The organism is Streptomyces sp. CA-243310 (assembly GCF_050936775.1).
In the GTDB taxonomy this organism is placed as follows: Bacteria; Actinomycetota; Actinomycetes; order Streptomycetales; family Streptomycetaceae; genus Streptomyces.
In genome coordinates this window covers 740664-759611 of sequence record NZ_JBNJMF010000001.1, presented here as the reverse complement: position 1 = coordinate 759611, position 18948 = coordinate 740664, and the positions used below count along the sequence as shown (strand labels likewise).

Sequence of the window (18948 nt, the reverse complement as noted above, 5' to 3'; positions counted from 1 at the left end):
ATGGTGCGTGGACATGACCAATCGGCGACGCACGGCGACCCTCACCCGCACCTTCCTGGCCACGGCGATGGGCGCGTGTCTCGTCGCCGGCTGCGGAACGCTCCCCGGGGACGCGGGGCAATCCGGGGGCACCCTCACGGTCATGACGTTCGCCCCGATGGGCACCAAAGCGACCAACATGCCGGGAATGCCCGGGATGGCCAAGGCGTACGAACGCTGGGTGAACGCCAAGGGCGGCATCAACGGCCACAAGCTGCGCGTCCTGACCTGCAACGAGAAGAACACCCCCACCGGCGCCGCCGACTGCGCGCGCGAGGCCATCGCCGAGAAGGCCGTCGCGGTCGTCGGCTCGTACAGCCAGCACGGCCGCGCCTACATGGCCCCCCTGGAGGCCGAGGGGATTCCCTTCATCGGCGGGTACGGGGTCTCCTCCGAGGAGTTCCAGAGCCCTCTGTCCTACCCCGTCAACGGCGGGCAGCCCGTCCTCCTCGCCGGCGCCGGCCACCAACTGGGCCGCGCCTGCTCCAAGGTGTCCCTGGTCCGCCCCGACACCCTCGCCGGCGACGCCCTGCCGGTACTGCTCAACGCCGGCCTCAAGGCCAACAACGTGCCCGAGGCCGCCGACATCCGGGCCGCCGAGGACTCCGCCGACTTCGCCCCGCAGGCCCGCGAGGCGCTCGCCAACGTTTCCACCGGCAAGGACCGCAGTTGCGTCGCGGCCGTGCTCGGCGAGCGCACCGAGACCTTCTTCGACGCCTTCCGCCGCTCCGACGGCCGGCACGCGAAGGCGCAGATCTCCTCCGTGCTCGGCAGCGTCAGCCAGTCCCTGGTGGACCGCACCGGCGGCAAGGAGAGCCCCTTCGAGGGCGCCTACCTGACCAGTTGGTACCCGGTGTCCACCGACCCGCTGTGGGAACCCATGCGCAAGGTCATCTCCGAACAGGCCTTCGGCGACGACACCCTCGACCCCGACGACAGCGGCGCGCAGACCACCTGGATCGCGTACACCGTGCTGAACGAGGTGGTGCGGCGCCTGGACCGGGGCGAGGAGATCACCGCGCGCCGGCTCACCCGCGCCCTCAACCAGGCCGAGAACGTCGAGACCGGCGGTCTCACCCCCGACCTGAGCTGGCGCTACCAGGACCTGCGCGCCGTCGCCGGTTTCCCCCGGATCTCGAACGGCCGGGTCACCTTCCAGATCGTCCGGTCGGGCCGGCTCGTCGCCCAGCCCGGCGAACAGACCCTGGACATGACCTCGACGCTGGAGCAGGCCCCCCGAGCGTCCTGATCCAGGCGGGCGTCCGGACGCGTACGCGCTCTCCGGCGGGTCGTCCGGACGCGTACGCGCTCTCCGGCGTGCGCGTCCGGGCGGCCCGGATCAGAGCTGCGATTTGTCCCGCTTGGTCAGCTCGTACTTGCCCGCGATCGAGTTCCACATGGCCGAGGCCGACTGCTTGGCCCTCGTCGCCTCTCCGCTCGACGCGTTGCCCTTGCCGGCGTTGGCAGTGGTCTTGGCCTTGCCGTCCTTGCAGTTGCGCTTGTCGTGGTCCACGTCGTCCGCCCAGGCCGCGTAACTGTTGTCGGCCTCCGCCGACGCGTTCCAGGCCTTGGTGAGCGAGGCGGCGAGCTTCGCGTGGTTCGGCAATTTGTCCATCTTGAGGTCCTGGAGCTTGGTCACCAACTGCTCGCGCTGGAGAGCCGCGGCGCGCAGATCGCCGGCGGCCTGGCCGAGGTTGGCGCAGCCCTTGATGTCCTCGACCGCCTTGATCACGGCTGCCCTGCTGTCGTTGCTCTCGGCGAGCAGTTTGTCGAGTTGTACGGCCTGGGGGCGGGCCGGGTCGACCGGAGCCTCCCCGACCGCCGCGGCCGACCCTCCGGTACCGGTCGGGGCCGCGGGCTCCGCGCCCGGGTCCGTGTTCTGCGCCTTGCCGTCCGACAACAGCGCGCCGACGCCGAGTCCGACCACCACGAGACCCGTGATCACGGCGGCGATCACCGCCGGCGACACCTTGCGACCGGCCGGCGGCGGGGGCGGCGGGGCGTGCTGGGCCTGAGGCTGCTGCTGGTACTGCGGCGGCATCGGGCGGCCGGGACCCTGCGGGCCCTGCCCGCGCGGCGGACGGGGCCGGGGCGGCTGCTGTCGCAGCACCGGCTCCTGGATCGGCGGCATGTGCCGGGTGTGCCCGACGGCCCCGTCCCCGTCGTCGCCGCGGAACAGCCCGTCGAATCCCTCGGCGGCGTTGGGCACCGGCCCGGGCGGTACGGGCGGGATGAACTGGGTGGCGGCCTCGGCGTGCGCGGGCGCGGCCGGGCCCGAGGGGACCGGCGGTATGTACTGCGTCGCGTCGTCACCCGAGGCGGGAACGGCCGGTATGTACTGCGTCGCGGCCTCGGCGTGCGCCGGCGTGCCCGGGCCCGAGGGGACCGGCGGTATGTACTGCGTCGCGTCGTCACCCGAGGCGGGAACGGGCGGTATGTACTGCGTCGCGTCCTCGCCCGGTCCGGGACCCTGCCCCGGACCGGAAACCGGACCGGACCCCGGACCGGACCCCGGACCGGCGGGAACCGGCGCCATGTACTGCGTCGCCGCCTCGTGCAGCGGCGGCGGGTAGCCGTAGCCGGGCTCGCCGGCGCGCTGCGCCGGGTCCTCCTGGGGCGGGTACCCGTAGGCGGGCCCGGGCTGCTGCTGCTCGTGCTGCTGCGGGTACGGCTCCTGCCCGTACGGTTCCTGCCCGTACTGCTGCCCCTGCTGCGGGTACCCCTGGTACTGCTGGGGCTGCTGGTATCCCTGGTAGTCCTGATACTGCTGCTGCGGGGCCTGGGGCGGTTGGGCCTGGGGCGGCCCGGGCTGCCGCGGGGACTCCTGTCCCCGCCCCGGCTCCGGGTCCTGGAGCGCGTAGTCGTCCTGTTCCCGGTACTCCGGCTGCTCCGGATATGCCGGATCCGGACCCCACGGCGCCCCTGACCGGGGGGCGCCCCCTCGTCCGTTCTGCGTCACCGGGAGACTCCTTCTCCGACTTGTCCGAACCTACGGAACCGTCGGGTCACGCTACCCGGTCATCCGCCGTCATCGGCAGGCCCACCCGAACCTTCCACGTCACCCACCCCGCCCGGGGCCGGTCCCTCAGGCGGGTTGCACCGCCGGTCGGGCGCCGAATTCCCGCACCGAGGCCTCGTCGCGGTACGGCTCCAGCCTCGTCCGGAAGTCCTCCAGGTACTCCGTTCCGCGCCGCGACCGCAGCGAGCCCAGGAGGTCGGCGGCCTTCGCCGCCGTCTGGCAGGCCCGCTCCACCTCCCTCTGCTGTACCTGGGCCGCCGCCAGCAGCAGCATGCCGATCGCCCGGCGGCGGGCCTTGGTCTCCGGAAGCCCCCGCAACGCCTCCTCCGCCCGCCGGGCCGCCGCGTCGGCCTGCCCCAGGTCCCGGTGGCAGTGCGCCAGTTCGTCCGCGAGGTAGGACTGGTCGAAGTGCCGGATCCAGGAAGGGTCGTCACCGGTCTCCGGCTCCGCCCGTTCCAGCGCCGTCACCGCCCTCCCGGACAGCACCGCCGTGGCCCGGGTGTCGCCCATCAGCGCGTGCCCGCGCGCCTCGGCCGCGTAGAACATGGCCTCCACCCGCGGCGTGACCTGCCCCCGCGTGCCTTCCTGGGCGGCCCGCGCCAACTGCGAGATCTCCCGGGGGTTGCCCAGCTCGGCGGCGAGGTGGCTCATCGAGGCGGCCAGCACGTACCCGCCGTACGCGCGGTCGCCCGCGGCCTGGGCGAGGCGCAGCGCCTGGATGTAGTAGCGCTGGGCCAGACCGGGCTGGCCGGTGTCCACCGCCATGTAGCCCGCGAGTTCCGTCAGCCGCGCCACCTCCGCGAACAGCGCCCGCCCGACCGGTTCCCGGTAGGAGCCGCCGATCAGCCCGGACACCACGGAGTTGAGGTAGTGCACGACGACGGGCCGCACGTGCCCGCTGCCGAAGCGGTGGTCGAGTTCCTTGAGCGCCTCGGTGGTCGCCCGTACCGCGTCCACGTCGGACATCCCGACCCGCGAGCCGCCGCTGCGGGCCACCTGCGGATCGGCGCCGGTGATCAGCCAGTCGCGGCTGGGTTCGACGAGCGCGGACGCCGCCACGCTCGATCCGGAGAGGAAGTCGCGCCGGCCGACGTCACTGCGCCACAGCTCGCAGACCTGCTCGATGGCACCGATCACGGTCGGGGAGAACTGCAGGCCGACGCCGGAGGCGAGGTTCTTGCCGTTGGCCATGCCGATCTCGTCGATGGTGACGGTCCGGCCGAGTTTGCGCCCGAGCGCCTCGGCGATGATGCCGGGCGCCCGGCCGCGCGGTTGTTGGCCGCGCAGCCACCGGGCCACGGAGGTCTTGTCGTAGCGCAGATCGAGGCCGTGCTCGGCCCCGCACATGTTCACGCGCCGGGCGAGCCCGGCGTTGGAGCACCCGGCTTCCTGGATGAGCGCCTGCAACCGTTCGTTCGGTTGACGGGCGACGAGAGGCCTGGCTGCCATGAAAACCCCCTGAAGCCGCGGGAGAGCGATAGGAATGATCACTTCCCGCCTGATGTGCGGAGAATCTTCCCCTCTGCGTTGCGTGGCTACCCGCGGACCGCGCCCCGACCTCCCACGCGCCCCCGCCCGTGCATCGGTGCGCCCCGTTTGCAGGATCGATGCTCCGTCCACGGGCCGGTTTACGCCCGTAACCCCCGGTGATCGCGGGAGTTGTGATGGGCGTGGAAGAGACCATCACAGTCACGGAGACCGCACCCATCCCCAAGCAGCGCGGCGAGCAGCTGTTGGACCATGCCGTGCGGTACACGGAAGAACGGCACTGGGATGTCTTCGCCGGCACCTGGTTGGAGGCGGCCGACGGCCGGGAGATCTGCTCCTGCGGAACCCCGGACTGCGCGGCGCCCGGCGCCCACCCGACGGTGAAGGACTGGGCCGCACAGGCCACCGGGAGCGCGGTGCAGGTCCGACGGATCTGGGCGAAGCAGCCCGGGGCCTCGATCCTGATGCCGACGGGGCGCACGTTCGACGCGCTCGACGTCCCGGACTCCGCCGGCTTCCTGGCCCTGGCCCGACTGGAACGCATGCAGCGCACCCTCGGGCCGGTCGCCCTCACCCCCGACCACCGGATGCTCTTCTTCGTCCTGCCGGGCGCCGGCGTGAAGGTGCCGGACCTCGTAAGGAAGTCGGGCTGGTCGCCCACCGCGATCGACCTGGCCGCCCGGGGCGAGGGCGAGTACGTGGCCGCGCCGCCCACCCGCTTCGGCGGCCGGGGCTCGGTGCAGTGGGCCCGCAAGCCCACGCCCGCCAACCGGTGGCTGCCGGACACCGAGGAACTGATCGACGCCCTCGCGTACGCGTGCGGCAGCCACGCCCGGGACCTGCGCACCGCCTGAGCGTCCGGTAGGACCAATCCTCCGAGAAGTTCATGACATAAGTAACCGCCTGTGCCTCTCCCCCTCCTCCTATGGTGAGGAACGTACGACCACGGGGAACTGAACGAGAGGCACGCGCATGCCCGACCAGGCTGACGCCACGACGAGCAGGACGGACGGCGGGACGGGTGGCGTGCGATCCGCGCCGTCCGCCGCCGTACGCATCGAGGGACTGTGGAAGCGGTTCGGCGAGCAGGTGGCCGTCTCCGGCATCGACCTGGAGATCCCGGCGGGCCGGTTCATCGGACTCGTCGGCCCCAACGGCGCGGGCAAGACCACCACCCTGTCGATGATCACGGGTCTGCTGCGACCCGACGCGGGCCGTGTCCTCGTCGCGGGGCACGACGTCTGGGCCGATCCCGTCGAGGTGAAGTCGCGGATCGGCGTCCTGCCCGAGGGGCTGCGACTGTTCGAGCGCCTCTCCGGGCGTGAACTCCTCGGCTACATGGGCCGGTTGCGCGGCCTGCCGGGCGAGGAGACCGACAAGCGGGCGACACAGCTGCTGGACGTGCTGGACCTCGCCGGCTCCCAGCACAAGCTGGTCGTGGACTACTCGACGGGCATGCGCAAGAAGATCGGCCTCGCGGCCGCGCTGCTCCACAACCCCGAAGTGCTCTTCCTGGACGAGCCGTTCGAGGGTGTGGACCCGGTGTCGGCGCAGACCATCCGCGGCGTGCTGGAGCGCTACACCGCGTCCGGCGCCACCGTGGTCTTCTCCTCCCACGTGATGGAGCTGGTCGAGTCTCTGTGCGACTGGGTGGCCGTCATGGTCGCGGGCCGGATCCGCGCCGCGGGCCCGCTGGCCGACGTACGAGGCGACGCGCCGTCCCTCCAGAGCGCCTTCCTCGGGCTCGTCGGGGCCCAGGACCGCGCCTCCGGCGACTCCCTGGACTGGCTGGGCGGCGCCCGATGACCGCCACCGCCTCCGTCGCCGCCCCCACCACCGCGGCGACCCCCGCCGTCTCCCTGACCCCGCTGTTCGTGCGGCTCAAGCTGTCCCTGCTGAAGAACGGCCTCAAGGGCTCCTCGAAGCGCAAGGCCGTCTGGATCTCCAGCCTCGTCTTCTCGCTGGTCGTCGCCTTCTTCATGACGCTGGGCCTGTCCCTGCTGCACGGGCACCCGCACGCCGGCACCGTCGTGGTGCTGCTCGCGGCGATCCTGGCGCTCGGCTGGGCCTTCATGCCGCTGTTCTTCCCCACCGGCGACGAGACCCTCGACCCGAGCCGGCTGGTCATGCTGCCGCTGCGCCCGCGTCCGCTCGTACGGGCCCTGCTGGCCTCCTCGCTGGTGGGCATCGGCCCCCTGTTCACGCTCTGCCTGGCCGTCGGCTCGGTGGTCGCGGTCGCGCGGGGCGCCGCGGGAGTGGTGGCCGCCGTCGTGGCCGTCCCGCTGCTGCTCGTCGGCTGTGTCGCGCTGGCCCGCGCGGTGGCGACGGCCAACGTGCGGCTCCTGTCCAGCCGCAAGGGACGCGACCTGGCCGTGCTCAGCGGCCTGCTGATCGCGATCGGCGCGCAGGTGGTGAACTTCGCGAGCCAGCGGCTGTTCCAGGCCGGCGGCCTGACGCAGTTGGAGCCGGCCGAGGCCGTGGTGCGCTGGCTGCCGCCGGCGACGGCCGTCGGGATGGTCGACTCGGTGAGCGACGGCGACTACGCGGTCGCCGCCGCCCAACTGGTCCTCACGCTGGTGGCCCTGGCCGCCCTGATCTGGTTCTGGGAACGCAGCCTGACCAGGTTGATGGTGACCCCGGACGGCTCCACGATCGCGGCGGCCGAGCCGCGCAAGGACCGCGGTGACCGAGGTGACGGCGGAATCTGGGCCTTCCTGCCGAAGGGCCGCACGGGCGCGGTCATGCAGCGCAGCCTGCGCTACGCGATCCGCGACCCGAAGACCAAGGCGTCCTGGGCGTCGGCGCTGGCCATCGGCCTGATCGTGCCGGTCTTCAACGCCCTCCAGGGCACCGGCTCCGTGTACCTCTCCTGCTTCGGCGCGGGCATGCTCGGCGTTCAGATGTACAACCAGTTCGGTCAGGACACCTCGGCGTTCTGGATGGTCGCCCAGACCATCTCGTCGCCGCGTGACGCGTTCGTCGAACTCCGTGCCCGTGCCTACGCGCTGGCGCTGATCACCGTCCCGTACACGGTGCTGGTCACGGCCGTCACCGCCGGGCTGCTCGGCGACTGGGCCGCCTTCCCGGCCGGTCTGGGCATGTGCCTGGCCCTGGTGGGTTCGATGATGTGCACGGGCTCGCTGGCCTCGGCGCACTTCGCGTACTCCATCCCGACGGACGGCGCGTTCAAGAACGTCGTCCCGGGCCAGGCCGGCCTGGCCTGGATGGGGATCTTCGGCGGTGTGCTGGTCTCGGCCGTGATCTGTGCGCCGATGATCGCCCTCACGATCTACCTCGGGGCGACGGACCGGGAGTCCCTGACCTGGATCCTGCTGCCGCTCGGCATCGCCTGGGGCACCCTGACCACGTGGGCGGGCGTACGCATCGCCGCCCCCGCGGTGTCCCGCAAGCTCCCGGAGATCCTGGTGGCGGTCAGCAAGGGCTGACGCCCCGCTCGACGCTCGAAGGCCCCGCCGGTCCGCCGGACGGGGCCTTCGGCCGTGCGGGATGCGTGGGCCTTGTCGGCGCCACTTCGACGGGGCCCGCTTCCACGACGGGGCCCGCTTCCACGACGGGGCCTGCTTCCACGACGGGGCCTATGGCCCGCACTCGACCCAGAGCAGCTTGCCGCGGTGCGCGCCGTCGAGGCGGTACGCGCCGTAGCGCTCCGCGCAGAGCCGTACGAGGATCAGCCCGCGCCCGTCCTCGGTGTCCTGCGCGGCCTCCGCGTCGGGGCCGGGCGGGACGGGCGCGTCCGTGAAGGGCGCCGGGATGGCCGGGTTGGTGTCCCAGACGCCGACCCGGACCCGTTCGGGAGCCATCGCGCGGAGCCGGAGCGCGCAGGGGCCGCGCGAGTGCCGGTAGGCGTTGGAGACCAGCTCACTGGTCAGCAGCTCGGCGGTGTCGGCCACCCGGGACATCCCGTGGCCCCGCAGCACGGCGCGCAGGGTACTGCGGGCGATGCCGGCGGCCCGCGGATCGTGGGGAAGACGGAGGGTGTAGGCCCAGGACGGAGCTACGGTGGTGTCCATGGAAGTCTCCGATCAAGGAGGAGAGTTGGACCGTGTACGTGCGGTGCCCGGTGACCAGGTCGCTCCGTCGAGCGGGGTACTTCCGGGTGGTGGCCTGAGGCCTAAAGTAGCGGCCCGACGTCATGTGTTTCACGGATTCCAGGTAATGCATTTCATTGCCACTCATGTGGGTGACGCGACCCGCGAGGAGACGCGTTGAGCGCCGTGACGGCCCGCCAGATCCGGTTCGGCAGCGAGCTGCGCAAACTGCGCGAGAGAGCCGGGCTCAACGCGACCGAAGCCGCCGGGCGACTGGGCATCCGCCAGACCCAGATCAGCAACCTGGAGGCCGGCCGCATCGGCGCAAGCCCCGAGCGGGTGCACGCGCTCGCCGGGCTCTACGGGTGCAAGGACCTGCCGTACATCGAGGCGTTGATCGGCATGACCGGTGAACGCAGGGGCGGCGGTTGGTGGGAGGGCTACCGCGACCTGTTGCCCGCGTCCTGGCTGGACCTGGCCGAGTTGGAGCACCACGCGCACGGGCTGCGCGACGCGTTCATCGTGCACATCCCGGGGCTGCTGCAGACCGCCGAGCACGCCCGCGAGATCTTCCGACAAGCCGTCCCGAGCCTGTCGCCGCCCGACATCGAACATCGCGTCTCGTTCCGGGTGAAGCGCCAGGCGATCCTCTTCCAGGACCACCCCACCCCGTACCGGGCGGTCATTCACGAGGCGGCGCTGCGCATCGCCGTCGGAGGACCGACCGTCGCCGGAGCCCAGTTGAAGCACCTGCTGGCCATGAGCGAGCGGGACGGCGTGAGCATCCGGGCCATCCCGTCCGCGGCGGGGGCCTTCCCCGGTTCCGGGCAGTCGATCTTCTACGCTCGCGGGCCGGTGCCGGCGCTCGACTCGGTCCAGCTCGATCAGTCGCACGGCGTCGTCTTCCTGGACGCGGAGGCGCAGTTGGCCAAGTACCGCACCTTGCTCGATCGGCTCGAAGCAGTCTCGATGTCCCCGGAACGCACACGCGACCTGATCGTGGCAGTCGCCCGGGACCTGTGAAGGGAACAGCCATGCCCGAGCACACCTGGTACCGGTCCTCCCACTGCGCGGAGGGCAACGCCTGCGTGTACGTCGCCGTCGCCCCCGACGGCCGGATCCTCGTCGCGGAACGCGGCGACCCCGGCGAACCGGGCACACCCGGCCACCGCGTCCTGCGGACCAGCGCCGCCGCGTGGACGGCGCTGGTCGCGGAGGTCAGGACGAGGTCTTGACCCCTGCCGGGCCGGATCAGTCGCACGGCGTGGTGTTCCTGGACGCCGAGTCCCAACTCGCCAAGTACCGACTCCTCTTCGAACGCATCGAAGCGGTGTCCCTGCCCCCGGACCGCACACGAGACCTGATCGCCGACATCGCCCGACACCTGCGAAAGGAAGCCCCATGACCGACTACGACTGGCACCGGTCCTCTTACTGCGCGGAGGGCAACTCCTGCGTGTACGTCGCCGTCGCCCCCGACGGCCGGATCCTCGTCGCGGAACGCGGCGACCCCGGCGAACCGGGCACACCCGGCCACCGCGTCCTGCGGACCAGCGCCGCCGCGTGGACGGCGCTGGTCGCGGAGGTCAGGACGAGGTCTTGACCCCTGCCAGGAACGGTTCCAGGACTCCCCGCCAGGCGTCCGGCTGGTCGTAGTGGAGGTAGTGGCCGGCGTCAGGGATCTCCGCGTACTGGCCCGCCGGGAGGACCCGGACCATCTCCTGGGCCTCGGCGCGGCCCAGTTCGCCGTCCAGACCCCGGACGACCAGGGTCGGGCAGCGGACCTGGGCCAGCTCCTCCCAGTGCGCGTCGTGGACCCACGTCTCGCGGGCCGTCAGCATCTGGCGGCGGGAGAACACCGGGCGCCAACCGTCGGGGGCCTGGTGCATGACCTCGGCGAAGAACGCGCCGCGCCCCGGATCGGGGCGTTCCACCCGGGGGTCGTCCTCGCCGAACCAGCGGCGGGCGGCGTCCTGCGTGGGAAAGGGGAGGGGCCAACGGCGGAACCAGTCCTCCCACTCCTGTTGCGAGGCCTCCCCCAGGGCCGAGGCCCGCATGTCGCAGATGACCAGTGCCTCCACCAGGTCGGGGCGGCGGGCGGCGAGCTGCCAGGCGGTCAGGGCACCCATGGAGTGGCCGATCAGGGTCACGGGGGCGAGGCCGAGACGCTCGACGACGGCCTCGGCGTCGGCCACGAAGGCCTCGCGTCCGAAGGGGGTCGGGTTGCCGGGATCTGCCGCGGGGCCGGCGCTCTGGCCGTGGCCGCGCTGGTCGAGGGCGATCACGCGGTGGTGTTCCGCGAGCCAGCGGGCGGTGCCGGCCCAGTGCAGGGCACGACCCATCAGACCGTGGAGTAACAGGACCCCGGGCCGCTCCCGCTCGGCGGGCTCCCGGGGGGTGGCACCCGGCTCGCGGTCCGGCTCGCGGTCCGGCTCGCGGAACTCCCAGGCGGCCAGGCGTACGCCGTCGGCCCCAGTCACATCGATGCGCTGTACCACCGCAGATGCACCCCCTTCGCTCCCGGCCAGAGTATCGAACCCGTATTCGAGAACGGGTCTCTCGCCGACAACACCGCTCTTTCGAGTGACCTTGCTCAAGGATTGGCCGCCACTGCCGATGGAGATCCTTTCAACAGGGAGGCGGGCCGCTCGGGGAAGACGGTCCGAAGGGGATGACCTTGAGAGCTCGGGGCTCCAGGTCAGCAAGGGGAGGATCGGTCCCGGCGCCGCAAGGCGCCGGGACCGCCCACGTCCAAGGTCGTCACAGTCTCGTCGCGTCCGAGGCGGCCAGAGCGCGGCCACGGTCACGCCCTTGGCTCTGTCCTACCTCGTACCGACCAGTACTACGCCCGTTCGGAGGACCCGCCAAGGGTCCGCGCCGAAGGTCGGCGGCCAAAGGTCAGCGCTTCGCCACGAAGACGTGCGAGGCGACCTCCGAGTCGAGCTCCGCCGCCTCTCCACCGCTGCCGACCAGCACCCCGCCCGGGGACTCCGTCACGCTGACCACGGAGCCGGGCTGCACGCCCGCGCGCCGCAACGTGTACATGAGCTGGGCGTCCGTCTGGATCGGCTCGCCGATCCGGCGCACGACCACGGTCTTGCCCTCGGCACCCGGGTCCAGCTCGGCGAGGCTGACCATGCCGTCCTCCAGGAACGGATCGGCCTCGGCCTTCTCGCCCAGCTCCTCCAACCCCGGGATCGGGTTGCCGTACGGCGACTCGGTCGGGTGACGCAGCAGCTCCAGCACCCGCCGCTCCACCGCCTCGCTCATCACGTGCTCCCAGCGACAGGCCTCGGCGTGCACCTGCTCCCACTCCAGGCCGATGACGTCGACGAGGAGGCACTCCGCGAGCCGGTGCTTGCGCATCACGCGCGTCGCCAGCCTGCGCCCCTCCTCGGTCAGCTCCAGGTGCCGGTCGCTGGCGACCGCCACCAGGCCGTCGCGCTCCATCCTCGCGACCGTCTGGCTCACCGTCGGGCCGCTCTGATCGAGCCGCTCGGCGATACGGGCGCGCATGGGGACAACACCTTCCTCTTCCAGTTCGAGGATGGTGCGGAGATACATCTCCGTGGTATCGATCAGTCCGGACATTCGTGCCCCTCGGATTGCGTGCGCTGGCCCTGCCCCCAATTCTGACGCATCGCGCCGACAACCGTCCCGTCCCGAGCGTCAAGGCCCGTACGGGACATCTCGGGGCGCGGTCCCGTACCCCACTCGGGAGCCCTTTCGTCCCTCCCTTGACGTTCGTATTGACACGCCCTTGGTCCAGACCGCACGGTGAGCGGCGAACACGGACGCACCTCACCCCTGGAAGGGCCTTCGGCGTATGAGCGAGAGCAAGTTGGCCGGGCAGTTCTTCGACGCGGCCATCGGCCTGCTGGAGCGGGTGCGTGACGAGGAGGCGGCACGGATCGCCGAGGCGGGCGTGATCATCGCCGACGCCGTCGCCTCCGGGAAGCGGCTCTTCGCCTTCGGGGCCGGGCACTCCTCGCTGCCCGCCCAGGACGTGGTCTACCGGGCCGGCGGGCTCGCCCTGATGAACTTCCTCGCCGTCCCCGGCACCGCCGGCATCGACGTCATGCCCGCCACGCTCGGCAGCGCCCTGGAACGCGTGGACGGCCTCGCCGGCGCGGTCCTCGACAGCAGCCCGGCCTCCGACGGCGACGTACTCGTGATCATCTCCCTCTCCGGGCGCAACGCCCTGCCGGTGGAGATGGCCATGAACGCCCGCGCCATCGGGCTGAAGGTCATCGGGGTGACCTCGGTGGCGTACGCGACGGAGACCAAGTCGCGGCACGTCTCGGGTACCTTCCTCAAGGACCACTGCGACGTCGTCCTGGACAGCAAGATCGCGGTCGGCGACGCCGAACTGAGCATCGACGGCATCGACGCGCCCTTCGCCCCCGCCTCCACCGTCGTGACCAGCGCGATCATGCAGGCCGTGATGGCCGCCGCCGCCGGCGAGCTGGCCGCGCGCGGGGTCGAGCCCCCGCTGCTGCGCTCGGGCAACGTGGACGGCGGGCACGAGTGGAACGGCCGCGTCATGAAGGAGTACGGCGACCGGATCTTCTTCCGGCACTGAGGGCGCGGCGCACCCCGGTCACGACGTCACCTGTTCGAGGAGGCGGTGCCGGGCGAATGCGTCACCGCGGTTGCGCGGGGTCACGGCGGGTGGAGCCTGGGAAGGACCGCACCGGCCCACCCACGGCGAGGGACGATGATCGTATCGATGGTCTCCATGCCGGAGGGCGTCATGACCCCCGCGCCCGTGTCGGAGGCGCGCGAGCGGCTCGCGGGCTCCCGTTTCCTGCTCGTGGACGTGGAGCTGCCCGAGGAGACCCCGCCCGACGAACAGCCGCTGGCCCGCCTGCTCGGTCTGGAGGAGGAGGACCTGGCCTGGCTCGGCAGGGAGGGCGAATTCGCCCGGGCCGAGTTCCTCGGGGACAGCGCCGCGTTCGTCGTGCCCTCGGTCGAGGCGGGCCGCATCGTCCACCTCCACGCCGTGGTGACCGAGCGGTACCTCCTCACGGCGCACCGGGGGCCGACCGCCCTGGTGCGCGACCTCGCGGCCCGCTTCCCGCACGAGAAGCCGACCGACTCCGTGGCCTTGCTGTTCCTGCTGTTGGACGCCGCCCTGGAGAGCTACCGCCGGTCCGCGGTCCAGGCCCTGCTGGAGGTGGAGGACCTGGAGAACGAGATGTTCCGCCGGCGGGAACCGGAGCAGCTCTACCGGCTGGCCCGGCTGCGCCGCACCGCGGCCCTCCTGCACCACACGCTCCTCCCCTACCACCGGGTGGCGGAGGAGACCGTCACGCGCCGGATGCTGAACGACGCCTTCCCGGAGACGCGCCAGCGGCTCGTCCGCGAGTACCAGCGCACCGCGCGGCTGGTGCTCACCGACATCGAGTCCCTCCAGGAGGCCGCCCGACGGGCCTTCGGCAGTTACTCCTCGCTGGTGTCGGGCGACCAGAACGGCGTGATCAACCGGCTGGCGATCGTGTCGACGATCTTCCTGCCGTTGACCTTCCTGACGGGGTTCTTCGGTATGAACTTCGCCTACCTGACGGACGAGATCGAGGGCGGGGCCGTCTTCTGGCTGCTCGCCGTGGGGCTCCAGGTGGCCTTCCTGCTCATCGCGCTGTACGCACTGCACCGCACCCGCATCTGGCGCAGGCTCCGCGACGACGACCCCGTCGACGACGAGTAGCCCGACGGAACGGGACGCGCGGGGCGGGCGGGTCTCCTGCGGACCGGTCCGGTCACGGCGTCGCGAAGAGCCGTCGATTGGCCCGCGCCTCGCGAAGGGCGTTCCATCGAAGGGTGAACTCTCTGCGTATCGACGTGCACGCGCACCTGTGGACCGCGGACTACCTCGATCGCCTCGAATCGCTGGGGAAGACCGACACGGGCACCCAGCGCGGGATCGGCGCCGACGCGACCGAGGCCGATCTGGACCACCGGTTCGCGTTGATGGACCGGGCCGGCATCGACCTCCAGGTGCTCTCCGTGGCGCCGCAGTCCCCGCACCTGAGCGCCGAACACGAGGCCGTGGCACTGGCCCGTGCGGCGAACGACTCGTACGCCGAGCTGGTGGCCCGCTTCCCGGGACGCTTCCGGGCCTTCGCCGCGCTGCCCCTCCCCCACGTCGACGCCACACTGCGCGAGATCGCCCGTGCCTTCGACGATCTCGGTGCGGTCGGCGTCGGCGTGACCACGACCGTACTCGGCCGCACCCTGGCCGATCCGCTCTTCCGCCCCGTCTACGAGGAGCTCGACCGGCGCGGCGCCGTCCTGTGCATCCACCCGGCCGGTGAGGGAGCCGCCAGCCCGCTGATCACCGAACACGCCATGACCTGGATGGTCGGAGCGCCCGTCGAGGACACGGTGGCGATCATGCACCTGATCCTCGCGGGCATTCCCGCGCGCCATCCGCGGATGCGGATCCTGGCCTCGCACCTGGGCGGCGCCCTGCCCCTGCTGCCCCGTCGGCTCGACGACCACCTGGGCTTCGAGTCCCCCCACACCCCCGAACTGCCCTCGGTGGCCGTCGGCCGCCTCTGGTACGACACGGTCAGCCACGTGCACGGACCGGCGCTGGCCGCCGCGGCCGCCACCTTCGGCGCCGACCGGCTCGTGCTCGGCACGGATTTCCCCTACGAGGACGGGGAGGTCTTCGTACGGGCCGTGGACTACGTCTCGGAGTCGGGGCTCACCCGGGAGGAGGCCACGGCGATCCTCGACACGAACGCGGCGGACCTGCTGGGCCTCTCCGGGGCGCCACTTTGACGACAGGACCCGGACCCGGGCCCTGGCCCTGTCGGCCTGGCCGCCGGTCTCGGAGACGTGCCGGTGGTCCGGGTTGCTCCAGCGGCCGCCCCAGTACCAGCCGACCTCCCGGAACGCGCGGGTGACCACGTCGCCCGCGCGGATCATGCCCGGGGTGGGGTGATCGCGGTCCACGGTGCGCGCGGGCCGCGGGCGGGTGGACGTCGCCGTCGCGGTCGACGTACGGATTCTCGACGGGGTTGATGTCGACCGCGTCGCCGTGGGAGGAAGCGCGGCGCCGGGAGCCCTCAGTGTCGGTCGCGGGCCCGGTCCGCGAGGTCGAGGTCGGCGGCCACCCGGGCGGCGACCTCCTCCGCGTACAGGGCGTCGGCCCGCTCGAAGGCGGCCCGCGAGGCCCCGCGCAGGAAGGTCAGCGCGCCCAGGGTGCGGCCCCGGCTGCGCAGTACGGTGCACAGCGCGTGCGCCGCGTCCTCGGGCCAGTGGCGCGTCCTGGCCCAGCCGTCGATCGGTTCGCCGCCGGGGGCGCTGGTGCGTACCGGGCCGATCCGGTCCAGGGCCTGGAGCGCCGGGTGCATGGGTTCGTACCGCAGGGGAATCGCGCCGGGCCCCGGCAGCAGCAGGGTCTGGCCGGACGCCGACGCCGCCGCCCGGACGAGTCTGCGGCGGCGCCCGGGGTCCGCGCCCGTCTCTTCGAGCACGTCGACCAGGGCGTGTTCCGCGAAGCCGGCGAGGGCGAAGTCCAGGCGTATGGCCGCCGCCTCGGCGGGGTCCTCGCATTCGGCGGCGGCCCGGCCGGCCCGGTACAGCTGGTTGGCCCGGAACCGCGACTGTCCGGTGTCCAGTGCCGCCCGGCGGGCCTCGGTGACGTCCTGGAACAGCCAGCCCACCCCGAGGGGCACGGGCTCCTCCGCGAGGGGCGAGGCCAGCCGCAGGAACCCGCAGCGCCAGCAGCGCCGGCGCACCCCCTCGGGGGTGCGGACGGACACCCACAGCTCGACGGGCGACGGCGGCGCGCCCTCCGCCAGCACGTGCTGGAGGGCGCCCTCCAGTTCCTCGACGCCCTGGGTCAGCAGTTCGCCGAGCGGCCGGCCGAGGAGCGCGGTGCGACCGGATCCGAACGCGCGGGCGGCGTGGGTGTTCACGACGGCCGGGCGCAGGTCCACGTCCACCAGGACGACGCCCCAGGAGGCGTCCTCCATCAGGGCCTCGCTGAGGGCGATGGAACGCTCCAGGTCGATCTGCGCGTGGACCTCGCTGAACGCGCAGTAGACGCCGGCGGGTTTGCCGTCCGCGCCCGGGACGCCGGCGGACTGGGTGCGGACGAGGACCCGACCGCCGTCCTTGGTCAGCAGCGCGAACTCGTTCACCTGCCGCCCCGGTACATCCTGGGCGGACATGATCCGGTCCTCCACGTCGTGCGCGTCGGCGGCGCGCACCGCCCAGCCCGCGAACCCGCGCCGGCCCACCGCCTCGGCGGCGGACCAGCCGAGGATCCGCTCGGCCTCCCGGTTCCAGTGGGTGATCACGCCGTCGGAGTCGAACGCGCAGAGCGCGGCGTCCATCCCGTCCAGCAGCGCTGCGAGCAGATCGTCGGTGGTCTCGTTACGTCCGGAAGCACTCACCTGGCACCCCCTGCAGGTGTTCGCGTGTGCGGCACGTCGGATCATTCAACTGGAACGTGACACAGCCCACACCCGCTTCCCGGAATCATCCCGGTATGTCCCCGAGGGGGCGGGTCGCTCAGCCGGCGAACAACGACACCATCGCGACCACGAAGACCAACACGATGATCATGACGATCCAGAGGTAGGTCATCCGCAGGCGCCGGTCACGGACGTCGTGCCGCGCGATGCGGCGCACCGCCTCCGGATCCTGCGCCCAGTCCGGACCGCGCAGCTCCTCCCAGGCGGCGCGCAGGGCGCCGACCTCGCGGGCGACGTCGACGTGGTTGTCGTCGACGTACATCAGCCGGACGCGGCGACCCACGTCGTCGTAGGCGTAGGAGACGACGGTCGGCTGGTTCTTCGCGGTGTGGGCGCTCGGGTTCGGGGCGGCTCGGATGTCCTGGACCTCCTCCCAGGCCAGCCTGCGGGTCCCGGTGAAGCGGCGGACCCGGATCCCCTTGAGGTCGGCGGAGGTGGAACAGCGTTTCGCGGCCATGACCAGCCAGCCGAAGAAGGCCGGCACCAGGGCCGCGACCAGGGATTTCACCCACCCCGGGGTGTTGTCCATGTTCAGCACGGTCAGCAGCACGCCCGGCGTGCCGATGCCGACGGCCACGTACACGCCGGCCATCTGCTCCGAGCGGACCCGGTACTCCCGCGGCAGCCGTGTGCTCATGACGCCCTCCCCGTTTCCCCGCGCGGGACGCCAGTGTAGGGAGCAACTCCGTGCCCGGTAAGGGGAGTTGTGGGGCCCGAATTAATAAGTTGAGGGACCCGGGGAGGGGTCGTAGGCTCTGCGGTACACGAGAAGGGAGGTGGTTCCCGAAATGTACGGAAACCGGACGCGTGAGGTGGCTGCGGGCTAAAGCGCCCGTCGTCGCACGCACCCAGTGCGGTGCCCGGCGGGAACGCCAGGCGCCAATCCCAAGCAGTCACCCGACCCGCGGGCTCGCCGGTACGTCCGGCCGGCTCCTCTCACTGCAGGAGAGGAACCAGAGCCCGCGGGTCGTCTGCGTTCTCGCCCCGCGGCCCTCCGGTCGCCCGGCGGCTCACGGGCAGAGTCGCTCGACCCGCCACTTCCCGCCCTCGCGGACGTAGCGCAGCCGGTCGTGCAGCCGGTTCTCGTGGCCCTGCCAGAACTCCACCGCGTCCGGGACCACCCGCAGGCCGCCCCACTCCGGCGGCACCGGCACCTGCTCCCCCTCCGGATACCGCTCCGCCAGCTCCGCGTACCGCCGGTCCAGCTCGGCGCGGGAGCCGATGACGCGGGACTGCTCGCTCGCCCAGGCGCCCAGCTGGGAGCCGTGCGGGCGGGAACGGAAGTACGCGGCCGTCTCGTCCCGACCGATGCGCGCGACCGTGCCGGTCACGATCACCTGGCGGGCGATCGGGTGCCACGGGAACAGCAGCGAGGCGTACGGGTTCGCGTCGAGTTCGCGGCCCTTGCGGGAGCCGTAATTGGTGAAGAAGACGAAGCCCCGCTCGTCGAACTGCTTCAGCAGCACCGTGCGGGAGCTGGGCCGTCCGTCGGGGGTCGCCGTGGAGACGACCATCGCGTTGGGTTCGAAGAGGTTCGCGTCGGCGGCCTCCTGGAACCACAGGGAGAACTGCGCCATCGGGTCGTCGGCGAGGCTGTCCACGTCGACGAGCTGCGAGCGGTACTGCTTGCGCATGGCGGCGGGGTCAAGGTCCTGATCGGTCACGCCGGCCATCCTGCCGCAGTCCTCCCCCGCCGGCTCCCCCGCCGGCCGGCGGGAGGCGTTCTCCCGGCGGAGGTGTGCCGTATGTCACGCTTCCGAACGACAAGCGGAACGGACAAAATCTTGGGGCCGGTCCGAGGGTTCCCGCGAGGGTGACCCACGACCGTTCCGGGCATCAACGGGGATGACCGCGCCGGACCGCGA

At 72.1% G+C, this 18948-nt stretch carries 19 protein-coding genes; 11 read left to right on the top strand and 8 right to left on the bottom strand.

The window, feature by feature from the left end; all coding sequences use genetic code 11:
* The first annotated feature begins 13 nt into the window (after positions 1-13).
* Complete coding sequence (locus ACQEVM_RS03585) at positions 14-1288, top strand: ABC transporter substrate-binding protein (protein WP_433074743.1); 1275 nt, start codon at positions 14-16, stop codon at positions 1286-1288.
* 90 nt (positions 1289-1378) lie between these two features.
* On the opposite strand, the gene ACQEVM_RS03580 is transcribed toward ACQEVM_RS03585, so the two are convergent.
* Complete coding sequence (locus ACQEVM_RS03580; protein WP_433074740.1) at positions 1379-2998, bottom strand: hypothetical protein; 1620 nt, start codon at positions 2996-2998, stop codon at positions 1379-1381.
* A gap of 126 nt (positions 2999-3124) precedes the next feature.
* On the bottom strand, positions 3125-4507 hold the full coding sequence (locus ACQEVM_RS03575; protein WP_433074737.1) for a transcriptional regulator: 1383 nt from the start codon (positions 4505-4507) through the stop codon (positions 3125-3127).
* Positions 4508-4722: 215 nt separating this feature from the next.
* Between ACQEVM_RS03575 and ACQEVM_RS03570 the strand changes: the two genes are divergently transcribed.
* The 3 genes from ACQEVM_RS03570 to ACQEVM_RS03560 all read left to right on the top strand — a co-directional run bounded on the left by ACQEVM_RS03570 (position 4723) and on the right by ACQEVM_RS03560 (position 7992).
* Positions 4723-5400, top strand: coding sequence for a bifunctional DNA primase/polymerase (locus ACQEVM_RS03570; RefSeq protein ID WP_433074734.1), 678 nt, complete (start codon positions 4723-4725; stop codon positions 5398-5400).
* A 118-nt stretch (positions 5401-5518) separates the two neighbouring features.
* On the top strand, positions 5519-6352 hold the full coding sequence (locus ACQEVM_RS03565) for an ABC transporter ATP-binding protein (RefSeq protein WP_433074731.1): 834 nt from the start codon (positions 5519-5521) through the stop codon (positions 6350-6352).
* Positions 6349-7992, top strand: a complete 1644-nt coding sequence (locus ACQEVM_RS03560) for a transporter (protein ID WP_433074728.1) — start codon at positions 6349-6351, stop codon at positions 7990-7992. Before ACQEVM_RS03565 ends, ACQEVM_RS03560 begins: the two co-directional genes overlap by 4 nt.
* Positions 7993-8142: 150 nt before the next feature.
* Here the strand turns inward: ACQEVM_RS03560 and ACQEVM_RS03555 are convergent, their stop codons facing one another.
* Positions 8143-8577 carry an ATP-binding protein gene (locus ACQEVM_RS03555; protein WP_433074725.1) on the bottom strand — a complete coding sequence of 145 codons (435 nt, stop codon included), beginning with the start codon at positions 8575-8577 and terminating at the stop codon, positions 8143-8145.
* Positions 8578-8772: 195 nt separating this feature from the next.
* Between ACQEVM_RS03555 and ACQEVM_RS03550 the strand changes: the two genes are divergently transcribed.
* The 4 genes from ACQEVM_RS03550 to ACQEVM_RS03535 are packed head-to-tail and all read left to right on the top strand — an operon-like array spanning position 8773 to position 10197.
* On the top strand, positions 8773-9618 hold the full coding sequence (locus ACQEVM_RS03550; protein WP_433074722.1) for a helix-turn-helix domain-containing protein: 846 nt from the start codon (positions 8773-8775) through the stop codon (positions 9616-9618).
* 11 nt (positions 9619-9629) lie between these two features.
* On the top strand, positions 9630-9830 hold the full coding sequence (locus ACQEVM_RS03545; protein ID WP_433074719.1) for a DUF397 domain-containing protein: 201 nt from the start codon (positions 9630-9632) through the stop codon (positions 9828-9830).
* Positions 9827-10000 (top strand): Scr1 family TA system antitoxin-like transcriptional regulator, encoded by a 174-nt coding sequence (locus ACQEVM_RS03540; protein WP_433074716.1) that lies wholly within the window; start codon positions 9827-9829, stop codon positions 9998-10000. Before ACQEVM_RS03545 ends, ACQEVM_RS03540 begins: the two co-directional genes overlap by 4 nt.
* Positions 9997-10197: a DUF397 domain-containing protein gene (locus ACQEVM_RS03535; RefSeq protein WP_433074713.1), complete on the top strand. Its 201-nt coding sequence runs from the start codon at positions 9997-9999 to the stop codon at positions 10195-10197. Before ACQEVM_RS03540 ends, ACQEVM_RS03535 begins: the two co-directional genes overlap by 4 nt.
* Here the strand turns inward: ACQEVM_RS03535 and ACQEVM_RS03530 are convergent.
* Both ACQEVM_RS03530 and ACQEVM_RS03525 read right to left on the bottom strand, forming a co-directional pair.
* Positions 10181-11092, bottom strand: coding sequence for an alpha/beta fold hydrolase (locus tag ACQEVM_RS03530; RefSeq protein WP_433074710.1), 912 nt, complete (start codon positions 11090-11092; stop codon positions 10181-10183). The genes ACQEVM_RS03535 and ACQEVM_RS03530 overlap by 17 nt on opposite strands.
* 400 nt (positions 11093-11492) lie before the next feature.
* Positions 11493-12185 (bottom strand): metal-dependent transcriptional regulator, encoded by a 693-nt coding sequence (locus ACQEVM_RS03525; protein WP_053681012.1) that lies wholly within the window; start codon positions 12183-12185, stop codon positions 11493-11495.
* Positions 12186-12420: 235 nt separating this feature from the next.
* On the opposite strand from ACQEVM_RS03525, the gene ACQEVM_RS03520 reads away from it, so the two are divergent.
* The 3 genes from ACQEVM_RS03520 (at position 12421) to ACQEVM_RS03510 (ending at position 15380) form a co-directional block, all read left to right on the top strand.
* Positions 12421-13176: an SIS domain-containing protein gene (locus ACQEVM_RS03520; protein ID WP_433074706.1), complete on the top strand. Its 756-nt coding sequence runs from the start codon at positions 12421-12423 to the stop codon at positions 13174-13176.
* Positions 13177-13323: 147 nt separating this feature from the next.
* Positions 13324-14301: a magnesium transporter CorA family protein gene (locus ACQEVM_RS03515; protein WP_433074703.1), complete on the top strand. Its 978-nt coding sequence runs from the start codon at positions 13324-13326 to the stop codon at positions 14299-14301.
* 113 nt (positions 14302-14414) lie between these two features.
* Positions 14415-15380 carry an amidohydrolase family protein gene (locus ACQEVM_RS03510; RefSeq protein ID WP_433074700.1) on the top strand — a complete coding sequence of 322 codons (966 nt, stop codon included), beginning with the start codon at positions 14415-14417 and terminating at the stop codon, positions 15378-15380.
* Between the two features lie 287 nt (positions 15381-15667).
* Here ACQEVM_RS03510 and ACQEVM_RS03505 read toward each other — a convergent pair whose 3' ends face one another.
* The 3 genes from ACQEVM_RS03505 to pdxH form a co-directional block, all read right to left on the bottom strand.
* Entirely contained in the window at positions 15668-17002 is a 1335-nt protein-coding gene (locus ACQEVM_RS03505; protein ID WP_433074697.1) for a PAS domain-containing protein, read from the bottom strand.
* A 118-nt stretch (positions 17003-17120) separates the two neighbouring features.
* Positions 17121-17720, bottom strand: a complete 600-nt coding sequence (locus ACQEVM_RS03500; RefSeq protein WP_433074694.1) for a PH domain-containing protein — start codon at positions 17718-17720, stop codon at positions 17121-17123.
* 373 nt (positions 17721-18093) lie between these two features.
* A complete protein-coding gene (pdxH, locus tag ACQEVM_RS03495; protein WP_433074691.1) occupies positions 18094-18756 on the bottom strand; it encodes a pyridoxamine 5'-phosphate oxidase in 663 nt (220 codons plus the stop codon).
* Positions 18757-18948: the final 192 nt, after the last annotated feature.